Source organism: Enterobacter cloacae complex sp. HYC003_NIDB, from assembly GCF_056673375.1.
This window is the reverse complement of the sequence record NZ_CP114220.1, coordinates 4,155,235-4,171,787: the sequence shown is the minus strand read 5'-3', so window position 1 is coordinate 4,171,787 and position 16,553 is coordinate 4,155,235. Positions and strand designations below refer to the sequence as shown.

15 protein-coding genes are annotated in these 16,553 nt (G+C 57.8%); 10 read left to right on the top strand and 5 right to left on the bottom strand.

What is annotated here, in order from left to right; genetic code table 11:
- Positions 1–33: 33 nt before the first annotated feature.
- The gene (locus O1722_RS19950) at positions 34–1,086 is read left to right on the top strand and encodes a patatin-like phospholipase family protein (protein ID WP_003856550.1); all 1,053 of its coding nucleotides are present in this window, start codon (positions 34–36) and stop codon (positions 1,084–1,086) included.
- The gene (locus O1722_RS19945) at positions 1,083–1,865 is read left to right on the top strand and encodes a TatD family hydrolase (protein WP_032652508.1); all 783 of its coding nucleotides are present in this window, start codon (positions 1,083–1,085) and stop codon (positions 1,863–1,865) included. The genes O1722_RS19950 and O1722_RS19945 overlap by 4 nt, the downstream gene beginning before the upstream one ends.
- On the opposite strand, the gene O1722_RS19940 is transcribed toward O1722_RS19945, so the two are convergent.
- Positions 1,860–2,720, bottom strand: coding sequence for a YjjW family glycine radical enzyme activase (locus O1722_RS19940; RefSeq protein WP_017694551.1), 861 nt, complete (start codon positions 2,718–2,720; stop codon positions 1,860–1,862). The genes O1722_RS19945 and O1722_RS19940 overlap by 6 nt on opposite strands.
- Positions 2,695–4,230: a YjjI family glycine radical enzyme gene (locus O1722_RS19935; RefSeq protein WP_033486724.1), complete on the bottom strand. Its 1,536-nt coding sequence runs from the start codon at positions 4,228–4,230 to the stop codon at positions 2,695–2,697. The genes O1722_RS19940 and O1722_RS19935 overlap by 26 nt, the downstream gene beginning before the upstream one ends.
- A 262-nt stretch (positions 4,231–4,492) precedes the next feature.
- Here O1722_RS19935 and deoC point away from each other — a divergent pair, with 262 nt between their 5' ends.
- From deoC to deoD, 4 genes are all read left to right on the top strand, one after another.
- Positions 4,493–5,272: a deoxyribose-phosphate aldolase gene (gene deoC, locus O1722_RS19930; protein ID WP_003856543.1), complete on the top strand. Its 780-nt coding sequence runs from the start codon at positions 4,493–4,495 to the stop codon at positions 5,270–5,272.
- Positions 5,273–5,371: 99 nt separating this feature from the next.
- Positions 5,372–6,694 (top strand): thymidine phosphorylase, encoded by a 1,323-nt coding sequence (gene deoA / locus O1722_RS19925; RefSeq protein WP_032671454.1) that lies wholly within the window; start codon positions 5,372–5,374, stop codon positions 6,692–6,694.
- Positions 6,695–6,747: 53 nt separating this feature from the next.
- Complete coding sequence (gene deoB, locus O1722_RS19920; RefSeq protein WP_003856540.1) at positions 6,748–7,971, top strand: phosphopentomutase; 1,224 nt, start codon at positions 6,748–6,750, stop codon at positions 7,969–7,971.
- A 126-nt stretch (positions 7,972–8,097) separates the two neighbouring features.
- Positions 8,098–8,817, top strand: coding sequence for a purine-nucleoside phosphorylase (gene deoD, locus O1722_RS19915; protein ID WP_003856538.1), 720 nt, complete (start codon positions 8,098–8,100; stop codon positions 8,815–8,817).
- An 85-nt stretch (positions 8,818–8,902) separates the two neighbouring features.
- Here the strand turns inward: deoD and lplA are convergent, their stop codons facing one another.
- On the bottom strand, positions 8,903–9,919 hold the full coding sequence (gene lplA / locus O1722_RS19910; RefSeq protein WP_032670595.1) for a lipoate--protein ligase: 1,017 nt from the start codon (positions 9,917–9,919) through the stop codon (positions 8,903–8,905).
- A gap of 39 nt (positions 9,920–9,958) precedes the next feature.
- Positions 9,959–10,603: a YtjB family periplasmic protein gene (locus O1722_RS19905; protein WP_015572615.1), complete on the bottom strand. Its 645-nt coding sequence runs from the start codon at positions 10,601–10,603 to the stop codon at positions 9,959–9,961.
- Between the two features lie 117 nt (positions 10,604–10,720).
- Between O1722_RS19905 and serB the strand changes: the two genes are divergently transcribed.
- The 3 genes from serB (at position 10,721) to nadR (ending at position 14,418) form a co-directional block, all read left to right on the top strand.
- The gene (serB, locus tag O1722_RS19900; protein WP_003856524.1) at positions 10,721–11,689 is read left to right on the top strand and encodes a phosphoserine phosphatase; all 969 of its coding nucleotides are present in this window, start codon (positions 10,721–10,723) and stop codon (positions 11,687–11,689) included.
- Positions 11,690–11,764: 75 nt separating this feature from the next.
- Positions 11,765–13,150, top strand: a complete 1,386-nt coding sequence (gene radA, locus O1722_RS19895) for a DNA repair protein RadA (protein ID WP_017383829.1) — start codon at positions 11,765–11,767, stop codon at positions 13,148–13,150.
- A 35-nt stretch (positions 13,151–13,185) separates the two neighbouring features.
- Complete coding sequence (gene nadR / locus O1722_RS19890; protein WP_015572616.1) at positions 13,186–14,418, top strand: multifunctional transcriptional regulator/nicotinamide-nucleotide adenylyltransferase/ribosylnicotinamide kinase NadR; 1,233 nt, start codon at positions 13,186–13,188, stop codon at positions 14,416–14,418.
- Positions 14,419–14,503: 85 nt separating this feature from the next.
- On the opposite strand, the gene O1722_RS19885 is transcribed toward nadR, so the two are convergent.
- Entirely contained in the window at positions 14,504–15,505 is a 1,002-nt protein-coding gene (locus tag O1722_RS19885) for a zinc-binding alcohol dehydrogenase family protein (RefSeq protein ID WP_032652513.1), read from the bottom strand.
- 106 nt (positions 15,506–15,611) lie between these two features.
- On the opposite strand from O1722_RS19885, the gene O1722_RS19880 reads away from it, so the two are divergent.
- Positions 15,612–16,511: a LysR family transcriptional regulator gene (locus O1722_RS19880; protein ID WP_015572618.1), complete on the top strand. Its 900-nt coding sequence runs from the start codon at positions 15,612–15,614 to the stop codon at positions 16,509–16,511.
- The last annotated feature ends 42 nt before the right edge of the window (positions 16,512–16,553 follow it).

The following is a 16,553-nucleotide window of genomic DNA, read 5'->3' as shown; positions in this document are numbered from 1 at the left end:
TCTCATCAAAATAATGAAAACAGGAAGGCAGAGGTGGGGCAACGAATTCCCGTTACGCTCGGCAATATTGCGCCGCTGACGTTAAAACCGTTTCATGCAGGCCAGCTTGCGCTGGTCTGTGAAGGGGGAGGGCAGCGCGGTATTTTCACTGCTGGCGTGCTTGACGAATTTATGCGCGCACAATTCAACCCGTTCGATCTCTATTTCGGTACCTCTGCCGGGGCGCAGAACCTCTCCGCCTATGTCTGCAACCAGCCCGGCTATGCGCGCAAAGTGATTATGCGCTACACCACCTCCAAAGAATTCTTCAATCCGGTACGCTTCGTACGCGGCGGGAACCTGATCGATCTCGACTGGTTACTGGATGCCACCTCCAGCCAGATGCCGCTGGCCATGGATACCGCGTCACGTCTGTTCGATACCGGCAAAGAGTTCTGGATGTGCGCCAGCCGTGGCGATGACTATTCGCCGGGTTACTTTTCGCCGCAGAAAGAGAACTGGCTGGATATCATCCGCGCGTCCAGCGCGATCCCGGGATTCTACCGCACCGGCGCCCTGCTGGAGGGGATAAGCTATCTTGACGGCGGTATCAGCGACGCGGTGCCGGTACAGGAGGCGGCGCGGCGCGGGGCAAAAACCATTGTGGTGATCCGCACGGTGCCTTCGCAGATGTATTACACCCCACAGTGGTTTAAGCGGATGGAACGCTGGCTGGGCGACAGCAGCCTGCAACCGCTGGTGAATATCGCGAAGCAGCATGAAACCACCTACGGCGCGATGCAGCGTTTTATTGAAAAACCACCGGGCAAGCTGCGCATCTTTGAAATTTATCCGCCTAAACCGCTGTTGAGCATGGCGCTGGGCAGTCGGCTGCCTGCGTTGCGTATGGATTACAAAACGGGGCGGCTGTGCGGGCGTTACTTCCTGGCGACCGTCGGGAAAATGCTGGCGGAGCAACCGCCTCTTCATCGGCATAAAAGCATCATTTTGCCGCCTGCCGTTGTGGCCAATGACGCGGTGGCGATGCCGCTGGTGGACGCGCCGCAGGCCAACGATGGCTTACTCGATAACGAGGATCTGGCGTGACGCACTGCTTTATCGATACCCATTGCCACTTTGATTTCCCGCCGTTTAGCGGGGAGGAAACATCAAGTATTGCGCGCGCGGCTGAGGCCGGTGTGAGAGCCATTATTGTGCCCGCTATTGAAGCGGCGAGATTCGACAAAGTTCTGGCGCTTGCCCGGGAGCACGATGCGCTGTATGCCGCGCTGGGTCTGCATCCGATCGTTATTGAGCACCATCTTGATGACCATCTCGACAGGCTGGATGCCACGCTGCAAAATGCGGATACGAAGCTGGTTGCCATCGGTGAGATCGGCCTCGATCTCTATCGTGAAGATCCGCAGTTTGAGCGCCAGCAGACGATCCTGGATGCGCAGCTCCGGCTGGCAAAGCGCCACGATCTGCCGGTGATCCTCCACTCCAGACGTACCCATGACAAACTGGCGATGCACCTGAAGCGTATCGACGTGCCGCGCAGGGGCGTGGTCCATGGTTTCGCTGGAAGCCTTCAGCAGGCGCAGCGTTTTATTGAGCTGGGCTATAAGATTGGCGTCGGTGGCACCATTACCTATCCGCGTGCCAGCAAAACCCGTGATGTGATGGCGCAGCTCCCGCTGACCTCGCTCCTGCTGGAAACGGATGCGCCTGACATGCCGCTGAATGGTTTTCAGGGCCAGCCCAACCGCCCGGAGCAGGCGGCGCGCGTTTTTGATGTGCTGTGTGAGCTGCGTCAGGAGCCTGAAGATGTGATTGCCAGCGCGCTGCTGGAAAACACCCGCGCGGTCTTCGGCATCACGCTATAGATAAAGAGCCGGGCGGATCACCGTGATTTGCTGCCGTTCCAGGGCCTGCGCCAGCGGCTCGATGTCCTCCGGCGTGGCGCTCCGCCATCGCGCCGCCTCCCCGTAAACCCCATGAGCATGAAACGCGTTGATCCGCACAGGAACGTTCCCCAACGCGTGGATAAAAGCGGTCAGCGATGGCAGATGGTGCAGATAATCACACCGAGCGGGGATCACCAGCAGGCGCAGCTCCGTCAGGCGATGACGATCGGCCAGCCAGCGGATGCTCTGCTTGATCTGCGTGTTTTCGCGCCCGGTCAGAAAACGGTGATGTTCATTGCCCCAGGCTTTCAGATCCACCATCGCGCCGTCAAACACCGGTAACAGCTTTTGCCAGCCGGTTTCGCTTAACAGGCCGTTGCTGTCCACCAGGCACGTCAGATGGCGCAGGGACGGATCGGCTTTGATCGCGGTGAACAGCGCAACCAAAAACGGCAGCTGCGTGGTGGCCTCACCCCCGCTGACGGTCACGCCCTCAATAAACGGCGCGGACGTGCGAACCCGGGAGAGGATCTCCTCGACGCTATAGCGCTGCGCCATCGGCGTCGCCTGCTGCTGACACAGGTGCAGACAGGTGTCGCACTGCTGACAGTGACTCTCCTGCCACCAGACGCGCCCGGCCTGAATTGCCAGCGCATCATGAGGACAGTGGGGAACACAGTCGCCGCAGTCGTTGCAGCGCCCTATCGTCCACGGGTTGTGGCAGGTTTTGCAGCGCAGGTTACAGCCCTGGAGGAACAACGCCAGGCGGCTGCCCGGCCCGTCCACGCAGGAGAAGGGTATGACCTGACTAACTAAAGCGCATCTGCTGTTCATGGCTTATCACGCGCGGCTGACGTTCCAGAATACGGGTATTGCGCGCGGCCTCCTCGCCGAGCCAGGTGGTGTTGGTGCGCGAGCCGGCCTCCCGGTATTTCTCCAGATCGGAGAGCCGCACCATATACCCGGTGACGCGCACCAGGTCGTTTCCGGCTACATTCGCGGTGAACTCACGCATACCGGCGTTGAACGCCCCCAGGCACAGCTGCACCACAGCCTGAGGATTGCGTTTAACCGTTTCCTCCAGGGTGAGAATATCGCTGATCCCCGAATGATAGTGTTTATGATGCGGCGCCACGGCCAGCAGGTGGCTGACTGGGTCCGGTTCGTCGCCGTACGGCAGACGCGCGCCCGGCGTGGTGCCAGAATCGGAACTGATCCCAGACTGGGCATGCAGCATCGCGCGGTGCTGCCAGCCGTGTTTCACCGGCGTGTTTTCAACAAACGCCGCAAGCTGTTCACTGATGCGGTAGCCCAGCGCATTGGCCTGTTCGTTCTTACCGTAACGTCCCGTAATGCCTGCTTTCTCGCACAGCACATTCACCGCTTCGGCCAGACCGTACATGCCAAACATCGGCACAAAGCGATCGGCATCAATCAGCCCCTCTTTCACCAGGAAGCTATTCTCAAAGAAGCCGGATTGTTCATATAGAAAATCGCAGCGCGCATTGATGATCGCGATTTGTTGTTGGCAGTAGTGGGGAAGGGTACGGGTGAAAAAGTCTTCCGGTGAGCGGCTGTGTTCCGCGATCGCTTTCAGGTTAAGGCGCACCAGCGTGCTGCCGCCGCCCGCCAGCGGCAGGGAGTTGTAACAGCTCACCACGCCATAGCGACCTTTTGTGAAAATTTTATCATTCACCGGGCCATTAGAAATATGCGGTTTACTACATTCACAAATGTTTTCCGCCACGCTCAGCAGCAGATCGCTGGGGGTTACATCCGGGTCGTAGATAAAGGTCAGGTTCGGCGCAACCTGCTTCAGTTCGGCATCCGCGCGAAGGATGGCTCGGGTGACAGGCGTATCCGCCGGGCCGATATTGGCATGCATAAACGCATCGGGCAGGGTTCTGTCCAGGTAACGCCAGAAACGTTTTATTCGGCTATCGATTTCATCCTGTGTTAGAATTTTAACATAGGGGCTGAGTATCTCATCGAGCTGGCCCAGATAGACCGGCATCGATGTGACGGACGGAACATGGTGATAAAGGATAGTGAGCAGCGAGAGGGCATCATCCAGATCTTTCGCCCCTTCCAGCTCCAGCCATTCTGAGCCGTTAGCCAGAAATTTAGCGTAGTCCGGCAGCACGTAGCGCGGTTTGTAAGGCGCATGGCCTTCGAACATGTCGCAGATGAATCCCTCGTCCAGCGCGGCGCGGGCCGCCTCTGGCAGAGCGGGATAGGGCTGATTGTTCTCCGCTTCCAGCGCCAGAAAATGACGTTTTTGTTCCGGGGTTAACACCGGGCTGGTCACAATGTGCTGGCAACGTTGTTGCAGGGCGTCGGGCATGTTCACTTCCTTGGTTGTTCTGCGGATGGTGAACGAATTGTAGGAAGCCAGCCTGGTGGCGCTTTTGATCAGACAGGGGATATCGCCGATTTAGTCAGCAATTAACGCACTAAAATTTGAAGAAGATCTCATTACAGTAATGCAAATTTGCACACAGTTTTCATTAACTGTGATGAATGTCGAAGTGTGGATGCGGGTGAATGTTAGAATACTCACAGACCCGCAAGGTAAAATTTATACGGCACTGCCGTTGGAGAATGTTATGACCGATTTAACTGCAAGCAGCCTGCGCGCGTTGAAACTGATGGACCTGACCACCCTGAACGATGACGACACCAATGAAAAAGTCATCGCCCTGTGCCATCAGGCGAAAACGCCAGTGGGTAACACCGCCGCCGTCTGTATCTACCCGCGCTTTATCCCGATTGCCCGCAAAACGCTGAAAGAGCAGGGCACGCCGGACGTGCGCATTGCCACCGTAACTAACTTCCCGCACGGCAATGACGATATCGAGATCGCGCTGGCAGAAACCCGCGCGGCGATTGCGTACGGCGCGGACGAAGTTGACGTGGTATTCCCGTACCGCGCGCTGATCGCCGGCAACGAGCAGGTCGGTTTTGACCTGGTGAAAGCCTGTAAAGACGCGTGTGCGGCGGCAAACGTGCTGCTTAAAGTGATCATCGAAACCGGCGAGCTGAAAGAAGAGGCGTTGATTCGTAAGGCGTCTGAAATCTCCATCAAAGCGGGCGCGGATTTCATTAAAACCTCTACCGGTAAAGTGCCGGTCAACGCTACTCCGGAAAGCGCACGCATCATGATGGAAGTCATCCGTGATATGGGCGTGTCCAAAACCGTTGGCTTCAAACCGGCGGGCGGCGTGCGTACCGCGGAAGACGCGCAGCAGTTCCTGGCGATTGCCGACGAGCTGTTCGGCGCCGACTGGGCTGATTCCCGCCACTACCGCTTCGGCGCGTCCAGCCTGCTGGCCAGCTTGCTGAAAGCGCTGGGTCACGGTGACGGTAAGAGCGCAAGCAGCTACTAAGTTGAATTGCCGGGTGGCGCTACGCTAACCCGGCCTACAGGATCGTAGGGCGGGTCAACATATCCGCCGCCATTCACCCGATTCCGCATGGAGGTTACCGTGTTTCTCGCACAAGAAATTATTCGTAAAAAACGTGATGGTCATGCATTAAGCGACGAAGAAATCCGCTTTTTTATCAATGGCATTCGTGATAACACCATCTCTGAAGGGCAGATTGCGGCTCTGGCGATGACCATTTTCTTCCACGATATGTCGATGCCTGAGCGCGTGTCGCTGACCATGGCGATGCGAGATTCAGGAACCGTTCTGGACTGGAAAAGCCTCAACCTTAACGGCCCAATTGTGGACAAACACTCCACCGGCGGCGTGGGCGACGTGACTTCCCTGATGCTTGGCCCGATGGTGGCAGCCTGTGGCGGTTACATCCCGATGATTTCCGGGCGCGGCCTGGGTCATACCGGCGGTACGCTCGACAAACTGGAAGCCATTCCGGGCTTCGATATCTTCCCGGATGACAACCGCTTCCGCGACATTATTAAAGACGTTGGCGTGGCGATTATCGGCCAGACCAGCTCTCTTGCTCCGGCTGACAAGCGTTTCTACGCGACGCGTGACATTACCGCGACCGTAGACTCCATCCCGCTGATCACCGCCTCTATCCTTGCCAAAAAACTGGCGGAAGGTCTGGATGCGCTGGTGATGGATGTGAAAGTGGGCAGCGGCGCGTTTATGCCAACCTATGAACTCTCTGAGGCGCTGGCCGAAGCGATCGTTGGCGTCTCCAACGGCGCGGGCGTGCGCACCACTGCACTGCTGACGGACATGAACCAGGTGCTGGCCTCCAGCGCCGGTAACGCGGTTGAAGTCCGTGAGGCCGTGCAGTTCCTCACAGGCGAATACCGTAACCCGCGCCTGTTCGATGTCACCATGGCGCTGTGCGTTGAGATGTTAATCTCCGGCAAGTTGGCCAAAGACGACGCGGAAGCCCGCGCGAAGCTTCAGGCGGTGCTGGACAACGGCAAAGCGGCGGAGATCTTTGGTCGGATGGTGGCGGCGCAGAAAGGCCCGACCGACTTCGTGGAAAACTACGCGAAATACCTGCCCACCGCGATGCTCAGCAAAGCGGTCTATGCGGACAGCGAAGGCTTTGTCTCGGCTATGGATACCCGCGCGCTCGGCATGGCTGTTGTGTCTATGGGCGGCGGTCGTCGTCAGGCATCGGACACCATTGATTACAGCGTCGGCTTTACCGATATGGCCTGTCTGGGCGACAGCGTTGACGGCCAACGTCCGCTGGCGGTGATCCACGCGAAAGATGAAGCCAGCTGGCAGGACGCGGCGAAAGCGGTGAAGGCGGCAATATCTCTTGACGATAAAGCACCGGAAACCACACCGACGGTCTATCGTCGTATCACTGAATAGCGGTATACTGATCTGATCGCATTTTTATGAAGCACTAAGTACGGAGAACAATTATGAAACGTGCATTTATTATGGTGCTGGACTCATTCGGCATCGGCGCAACCGAAGATGCAGAACGATTTGGTGACGTGGGTTCCGATACCCTGGGTCACATCGCGGAAGCCTGTGCAAAAGGCGAAGCGGACAACGGTCGTAAAGGCCCTCTGAACCTGCCAAACCTGACCCGTCTGGGGCTGGTAAAAGCGCATGAAGGCTCTACCGGTAAGATCGCAGCCGGTATGGACGGTAACGCGGAAGTGGTGGGCGCCTACGCGTGGGCGCACGAGCTCTCTTCCGGGAAAGATACTCCGTCCGGCCACTGGGAAATCGCCGGCGTGCCGGTGCTGTTTGACTGGGGCTACTTCTCCGATCACGAGAACAGCTTCCCGCAGGAGCTGCTCGATAAGCTGGTGAAGCGCGCCAACCTGCCGGGCTACCTCGGCAACTGCCACTCTTCCGGTACCGTGATTCTGGATCAGCTCGGCGAAGAGCATATGAAAACCGGCAAGCCGATTTTCTATACCTCTGCTGACTCCGTGTTCCAGATCGCCTGCCATGAAGAGACGTTTGGCCTGGATAAACTGTACGAGCTGTGCGAGATCGCCCGTGAAGAGCTGACCGAAGGCGGCTACAACATTGGCCGCGTTATCGCGCGTCCGTTTATCGGCGACAAAGCGGGTAACTTCCAGCGTACCGGCAACCGTCACGATCTGGCCGTGGAGCCACCGGCGCCGACCGTGCTGCAAAAACTCGTCGACGAGAAAGACGGCCACGTGGTTTCCGTGGGTAAAATCGCGGACATTTACGCCAACTGCGGCATTACCAAAAAGGTCAAAGCGACCGGTCTGGATGCGCTGTTCGACGCCACCATCAAAGAGATGAAAGAAGCGGGCGATAAGACCATTGTCTTCACCAACTTCGTGGACTTCGACTCCTCCTGGGGCCACCGTCGCGATGTCGCCGGGTATGCTGCGGGTCTGGAGCTGTTTGACCGCCGTCTGCCAGAGCTGATGGAGCTGGTGGGGGAAGATGACATTCTGATCCTGACCGCTGACCATGGCTGTGACCCGACCTGGACCGGTACCGACCACACCCGTGAGCACATTCCGGTGCTGGTGTACGGCCCGAAAGTCAAACCGGGCTCGCTGGGGCACCGTGAGACCTTCGCGGACATCGGCCAGACGATTGCGAAATACTTTGGTACGTCTGACATGGAATATGGCAAGGCTATGTTCTAAACGGATTGGGTGCGGCCTGATGCCCTCACCCCGGCCCTCTCCCACCGGGAGAGGGAGAAACAGAATGTAGGCCGGGTAAGGCGTAGCCGCCACCCGGCAAAAACAACAATGTAAAAGGAACTGAAGATGGCAACTCCTCACATTAATGCAGAAATGGGTGATTTCGCTGACGTCGTATTGATGCCGGGCGACCCGCTGCGCGCGAAGCACATTGCAGAAACCTTCCTCGAAGACGTGCGTGAAGTGAACAACGTGCGCGGCATGCTGGGCTTCACCGGCACCTATAAAGGCCGCAAAATCTCCGTGATGGGTCACGGCATGGGTATCCCATCCTGCTCCATCTACACCAAAGAGCTGATCACCGATTTCGGCGTGAAGAAAATCATCCGTGTCGGCTCCTGCGGCGCAGTGCGCATGGACGTTAAGCTGCGTGACGTGGTGATCGGCATGGGCGCGTGCACCGACTCTAAAGTCAACCGCATTCGCTTTAAAGATCATGATTTTGCAGCCATCGCTGACTTTGACATGGTGCGTAACGCGGTTGACGCGGCAAAAGCGCTGGGCGTTGACGCGCGCGTGGGCAACCTGTTCTCTGCCGATCTGTTCTACTCACCAGAAGGTGACATGTTCGACGTGATGGAAAAATACGGCATTCTGGGCGTGGAAATGGAAGCGGCCGGTATCTACGGCGTGGCGGCTGAATTCGGTGCGAAAGCGCTGACCATCTGCACCGTGTCTGACCACATCCGTACCCACGAGCAGACTACCGCTGCCGAGCGTCAGACCACCTTCAACGACATGATCAAAATCGCGCTGGAATCCGTTCTGCTGGGCGATAAAGAGTAATACCTGTTGTGCCGGGTGGCGGCTTCGCTCGACCCGGCCTGCGGTTTTCCAGGCCCGCTAAGCAGAGCGCCAGCGGGCTTTTTTATTAGCGTACTGCCTGCGCAATCCACGCCGATAACTCCCGCAACTCTTGTTCCTGTTCCGGAAAATCAACACGTAACGCGTCACATTCCTGTTGCAGCATATCTGCCCGATAGAGACAGCCCTGCAAACGTGCAGCCAGCGCTTCTAACGGTGCCGGATTAAGACTATCCGTAAATACCTGGGTACGAGAGATATGGCCTTTCTCGACGTCAAAGTGCAGCTCAACGCCGCCCCAGGAAAATCGCTCATCCAGCAGGTGTGAAAACGCCGGTGCCTGACCGAAATTCCACTCCCAGCTGCTCTGGCGGGCGAAGGTTTCCGCGAAGTTTGGCAGATCCGGGGTTTTATCCGGAGAAATCACCTCGGCTTCTACGCGTTCACCGTAATGCCTGAAAAAGGCCTCGCGGATCGCATCGCAAATGCGTTCATGGGTAATCCCCGGCAGGAGCTCCACCAGATTCGCCACGCGACCGCGCACGGAGGTAATGCCTTTGGCCTGGAGCTTTTTCTTGTCCGGGTTCAGATAGTTTGCCAGACGGCTCAGATCGGCATTCAGCAATAATGTGCCGTGGTGGAATCCGCGATCCATCGTTTCGCGGTAGGCTGAGCCTGACACTTTCCGGTCGCCTTCAGGCGTTTTCACGACCAGATCGTTACGTCCCGAGGCTTCAGCCGTCACGCCGAGTGAATTGAGCGCGTTAAGCACAATGGAGGTCGAGATGGTTTTGTCGTATTCCGGCTTGCCCGCCATAAAGGTAAAGCAGGTGTTGCCCAGATCGTGAAACACCGCACCGCCGCCGCTGCTGCGGCGCGCCAGGCGGACGTTGTCCTCTTCCATACGGCGGGTGTTACACTCTTTCCACGGATTTTGCGCGCGACCAATAACGACCGTATCGGCGTTGCGCCAGAGAAACAGGACGCGCTGGGTGGCAGGCATCTGGCGGAAGATGCACTCTTCCACCGCCAGGTTAAACCAGGGATCGTAAGAGTCAGAGATTAGCAGGCGTAACGTCGACATGGCAGAGTTCCTTTTCCGAATCATCCGCCTACTTTATCACTATTCTTTCTTCTCGCTCTCTTCCTCTTCGGGAACCGACTTGCTGGCGGTTAACAGGAACGGCGACTGCTGCCAGCGGGTGCGTTTGCCCTGGAGCAGCGTGCGCGCCAGTACCACGCCAATCGCCAGCGAGAGCAGCAGCATCAGGCGCAAAATATTGGTGGTGTTATCCACCTGTTTGGCTTCGGTTGGCAGGGTGTGGGTGTCGAGTGTCAGACGTAAATAGCCGAGCGGACCATTCTTGCCCTGAATGGGTTCGACGATTTGTTGGTTGAAATAACCACCGGCTTTTTTGCCATCCAGCGCCAGCCTGTCGCGCACGTCGACATGCTCACCCGCGCGGGCAATCAGGTCGCCCTGTTCATCGTACACGCCTGCATCCAGAATGCGGCTGTTTTCCGTAAGCTGGCGCAATACCTGGGCTATTCGCTTATCATCCGGCGTTTCGGTGCGCATAGACGGCGCAACGTTGAGCGTCACCTGGCGCGCCAGCGTCCGGGCCAGTTCCTCAAACTGCGGGTTACGCTGTCGTTGGTGATTCTGGCTAAACCAGGATGCCCCCTGCATCAGCGCCACTAATAGTGCGAGACAGATCAGGACAATCACGGCGCGATGAAGCCGGAATTTCAGTTTTGCGCGAGCCATATTCCACCTGCTTAAAATTTACGGCTTAATGTTGCCAGAAGTGATGGTTACAGGGTAGCCTCATGCGTTATTTTCCCTCTGGAACCTTCCGGCGCGAACGAAATTACAGGAGCTTCAATGCCGAACATTACCTGGTGCGACCTGCCAACGGATGTCTCTTTATGGCCAGGATTGCCGCTCTCTTTAAGTGGCGATGAGGTGATGCCTCTCGATTACCACGCTGGCCGTAGCGGCTGGCTGCTGTACGGACGCGGCCTGGATAAGCAACGCCTCACCCAGTATCAAACCAAACTGGGCGCAGCGATGGTCATCGTTGCGGCCTGGTGCGTGGAAGATTATCAGGTTATTCGCCTGGCGGGTTCCCTGACGCAGCGCGCCACGCGTCTGGCGCACGACGCCGGGCTGGACGTTGCCCCCCTCGGCAAAATTCCGCACCTGAAAACGCCCGGCCTGCTGGTAATGGACATGGACTCCACCGCCATTCAGATCGAATGTATTGACGAGATTGCTAAACTGGCGGGCAGCGGCGAGCTGGTGGCGGAAGTCACCGAGCGCGCGATGCGCGGCGAGCTGGATTTCACCGCCAGCCTGAGACAGCGCGTGGCGACCCTGAAGGGGGCCGATGCTAACATTTTGCGTCAGGTGCGCGATGAACTGCCCCTGATGCCTGGGCTGACGCAGCTGGTGCTCAAGCTGGAGACGCTCGGCTGGAAAGTGGCGATTGCCTCCGGCGGGTTCACCTTCTTTGCCGACTACCTGCGTGACAAGCTGCGTCTGACCACCGTGGTGGCAAACGAGCTGGAGATCATGGACGGCAAACTCACCGGACAGGTCATCGGCGACATCGTGGATGCGCAGTACAAAGCCAATACGCTGACGCGTCTGGCGGAGAAATATGCCATTCCGGTCGAGCAGACCGTCGCCATCGGCGATGGCGCGAACGATCTGCCGATGATCAAAGTTGCCGGGCTGGGTATTGCCTACCATGCCAAGCCGAAAGTGAATGAAAAGACGGAAGTCACTATCCGTCATGCTGATCTGATGGGGGTGTTCTGCATTCTCTCCGGCAGCATTAATCAAAAATAGCGGCCTGCTTTTGTAGGCCGGGTAAGCGTCAGCGCCACCCGGCGCGCAGACCGCACAGAAATAACGAGGTAAACCGTGGCGAAAGCTCCAAAACGCGCATTTGTCTGTAATGAATGTGGTGCGGATTATCCGCGCTGGCAGGGGCAATGCAGCGCCTGTCATGCCTGGAACACCATCACCGAAGTGCGTGGTGTGGCGGCTTCGCCGAGCGTGGCCCGCAATGAACGGCTGAGCGGCTATGCGGGCAATGCAGGCGTGTCGAAGGTACAAAAACTTTCGGATATCAGCCTGGAAGCACTGCCGCGCTTTTCCACCGGATTCAAAGAATTTGACCGCGTGCTCGGCGGTGGCGTAGTGCCGGGCAGCGCCATTCTGATCGGCGGTAACCCGGGCGCGGGTAAATCGACCCTGCTGCTGCAAACGCTCTGCAAGCTAGCCGAACAGATGAAAACCCTGTACGTCACGGGGGAAGAATCACTCCAGCAGGTGGCGATGCGCGCGCACCGCCTCGGCCTGCCGACCGGCAATCTGAATATGCTTTCGGAAACCAGCATCGAGCAGATCTGCATGATCGCCGAAGAAGAGCAGCCGAAGCTGATGGTGATTGACTCCATTCAGGTGATGCATATGGCTGACATTCAGTCGTCACCGGGAAGCGTGGCGCAGGTGCGTGAAACCGCGGCCTACCTGACGCGCTTTGCCAAAACGCGCGGCGTGGCGATTGTGATGGTTGGTCATGTGACCAAAGACGGCTCGCTGGCGGGACCGAAAGTGCTTGAACACTGTATCGACTGCTCGGTGATGCTCGATGGCGATGCGGATTCCCGTTTTCGTACCCTGCGCAGCCATAAAAACCGCTTTGGCGCGGTGAATGAGCTGGGCGTGTTTGCCATGACCGAGCAGGGGCTTCGCGAAGTCAGCAACCCGTCGGCCATCTTCCTGAGCCGTGGCGACGAGATCACGTCCGGTAGTTCGGTGATGGTGCTGTGGGAGGGGACGCGTCCGCTGCTGGTTGAAATTCAGGCGCTGGTGGATCAATCGATGATGGGCAACCCGCGGCGCGTGGCGGTCGGTCTGGAACAGAACCGCCTGGCGATCCTGCTGGCGGTGCTGCACCGTCACGGCGGTCTGCAAATGGCGGATCAGGATGTGTTCGTCAACGTGGTTGGTGGGGTGAAGGTTACGGAAACCAGCGCGGACCTGGCGCTGCTGCTGGCAATGGTCTCCAGCCTGCGCGACAGACCGTTGCCGCAGGATCTGGTGGTATTTGGTGAGGTAGGGTTGGCCGGCGAGATCCGCCCGGTGCCGAGCGGTCAGGAGCGTATCTCCGAAGCGGCAAAACATGGCTTCCGCCGCGCGATTGTTCCGGCCGCCAACGTGCCGAAAAAAATTCCGGAAGGGATGCAGGTTTTTGGCGTTAAAAAACTTGCAGATGCGTTAAATGTCTTTGACGACTTATAATTACGTATTCGATTTTGCAGGAGGCACCGTAATTTATGTCATCATTTGACTACATCAAGACCGCTATCCGCCAGAAGGGCTGCACGTTGCAGCAGGTGGCGGACGCCAGCGGCATGACCAAGGGCTACCTGAGCCAACTGCTGAACGCCAAAATCAAAAGCCCCAGCGCGCAGAAGCTGGAAGCGCTGCACCGTTTTCTGGGGCTTGAATTTCCGCGGATGCAAAAGAACATTGGCGTGGTGTTCGGTAAGTTCTACCCGCTGCATACCGGGCATATCTATCTGATCCAGCGCGCCTGTAGCCAGGTCGACGAACTGCATATCATCATGGGTTATGATGAAACCCGCGATCGCCAGCTGTTTGAAGACAGCGCCATGTCGCAGCAGCCCACCGTGCCGGACCGCCTGCGCTGGCTGCTTCAGACCTTTAAATATCAGAAAAATATTCGTATTCATGCCTTTAACGAAGAGGGCATGGAGCCGTATCCGCACGGCTGGGACGTGTGGAGCAACGGCATCAAAGCGTTTATGGAAGAGAAGGGCATTGCGCCTAACTGGATCTATACCTCTGAAGAGTCCGACGCGCCGCAGTTCCGCGAGCATCTGGGCATCGAGACGGTGCTGATCGATCCTAAACGCACCTTCATGAACATCAGCGGGGCGCAGATCCGCGAGAACCCGTTCCGTTACTGGGACTACATCCCGACCGAGGTGAAGCCGTTCTTCGTGCGTACGGTGGCGATCCTCGGCGGCGAGTCGAGCGGGAAATCGACGCTGGTAAATAAGCTGGCTAACATCTTCAATACCACCAGTGCGTGGGAGTATGGCCGCGATTACGTCTTCTCACACCTTGGCGGCGACGAGATGGCGTTGCAGTATTCCGACTACGATAAAATCGCGCTCGGTCATGCCCAGTACATTGATTTTGCGGTGAAATACGCCAATAAAGTCGCCTTTATTGATACCGATTTCGTCACCACGCAGGCGTTCTGCAAAAAGTACGAAGGGCGCGAGCACCCGTTTGTGCAGGCGCTGATTGACGAATACCGCTTTGATCTGGTGATCCTGCTGGAAAACAACACCCCATGGGTTGCCGACGGCATGCGCAGCCTGGGCAGCTCGGTGGACAGGCGGGAGTTCCAGACCATGCTGGTGGAGATGCTTAACGAGAACAACGTTGAGTTTGTACATGTGGAAGAGTCGGACTACGACTCCCGCTTCCTGCGCTGCGTCGAGCTGGTGAAGGAGATGATGGGGGAGCAGGGTTAATAACTTCCCCTCTCCCACCAGGAGAGGGGGCTTTAATCGCCCTCTCCCTTTGGGAGAGGGCCGGGGTGAGGGAATCAGTCCACACTCAATACTCAACCACCACCTTCCCACGCATATGCCCCTCCAGCACCCTGCGGTGCGCTTCGGTAATGCTTTCCACGCTTAGCCCGTGCAGCGTTTCGCTGAGCGAGCTTTCCACCACGCCGTTATCCACCAGCTTCGCCACCTCATCTAAAATCTCACCCTGACGCGCCATATCCGTGGTCTGGTACATGCTACGGGTGTACATAAATTCCCAGTGCAGGGCGGCAGATTTGGACTTCAGCTTGTCCTGGTTCAGCGGATGCGCGTTTTCAACGATGGAACAAATGTCTCCCTGAGGGGCAATCAGATCGCTGACCGCATCCCAGTGCCCGTCGGTATCGTTGAGGATAAAAATGTAATCCACAAAGGTGAGCCCCTGTTTCGCCAGTTCTCCCTTCAGGTCGTGGTAATTTACAACAATGTCAGCCCCGCGATCGCGACACCACCGGGCGGAATCTTCTCGTGAAGCGGTTGCGACGATCTTCACCTTGCTGTTGTGTTTCGCAAACGGGATCGCCAGCGATCCGACTCCACCCGCGCCGCCAATTATCAGCAGCGTTTTATCTGCGTCGGCATCCTGAATCTTCAGCCGTTCAAACAGGCCTTCCCACGCGGTGAGCGCCGTCAGCGGCAATGCAGCCGCGGCGGCCCAGTCAAGGCTTGCAGGCTTGTGCCCGACAATGCGCGCATCGATCAGCTGGTGCGTGGTATTACTGCCCGGACGGGTGATATCCCCCGCGTACCACACTTCGTCACCCGGTTTGAATCCGGTGACGCCAGCCCCAACGGCTTGTACGATACCGCTGGCATCCCACCCGAGAATGCGCGGCTCCTTCAGTCCGCTTTTGGCAATGCCTGCATGTACCTTGGTGTCCACCGGGTTTACGGAGACGGCTTTTACCTCCACCAGCAGATCGTGTTCACCGGGCTGCGGCATCGGCGGAGTGATTTCAACGAAGGTGGAGGGATTTTCCGGGTTAACGGCAATGGCTTTCACTGACATGGTGTGCTCCTCAATGGCATGCGTTTTGTTGAGGCTAGTCTATTAAGTGGTCAGCTGCATGATAAGATGGACAATCCAGAACTCAGCGTTCGTACAGGGTGAACAAATGTTTAAACAGCTTCAGGATATGGCGCTGTTTGCGCTGGTGGCCGAGATGGGCAGCTTTACCGCGGCGGCGCAGAAGGCGGAACTGCCGAAATCCAGCGTCAGCCAGCGGATTAGCCAGCTGGAGCAGCAGGTGGGGATCCGTCTGTTGAATCGCACCACGCGCAGGATCAGCCTGACGTTTGCAGGCGAGCACTATCTGGTGCACTGTCGCGAGATGCTGGCGGCCAGCGAGCGCGCGGAGTATGCCATTCAGCGGCTGCGCGAAAACCCCAGCGGGCGGCTGCGGATCACCTGTCCGGCGGGAATTGGCGCGACGCTGCTGGCGCATATGAATGCCGAGTTCCAGCTTCGCTATCCGGACGTGTCGCTGGATGTGTCGATCTCAGACGACGTGGTGGATCTGGTCGAGTCTGGCTTTGACGTGGCGCTGCGCACCGGCAAACCGCAGGATTCTTCCCTGATTGGCCGCATGATTGGGCACTGTCCGCGCTACATGCTGGCCTCGCCCCACTACCTGGCGCGTCGGGCGCCGTTAATCCATCCCCGACAGCTGGTGGAGCACCGCTGCATTACGCACCGGGCATGGTCGGAGTGGCTTCTGCGAAGCGAGAGTGAGGATTATCGGTATCTGCCGGATAACGCCCATATGACCGATAACCTGGTGTACGCCCGGGAATGCGCCATTGCCGGGGCGGGGATCACGCTGTTACCCGCATTCCTGCTGGAAGATAAGATCGAAAAGGGCGCGCTGGTGAAGGTGCTGCCGGCGTGGAGCGTTGAGGGAAACGATCTCTGGCTGGCCTACCCGAGCCGTAAGCTCAATTCGCCTGCGCTGATGAGCTATATCGACTTTGCGATGCAGTTTGATGAGGTGAAGCGGTATTACGTGGGCAAATAAAAAAGCCGGGTGGCGGCTTCGCCTTACCCGGCCTACACACTG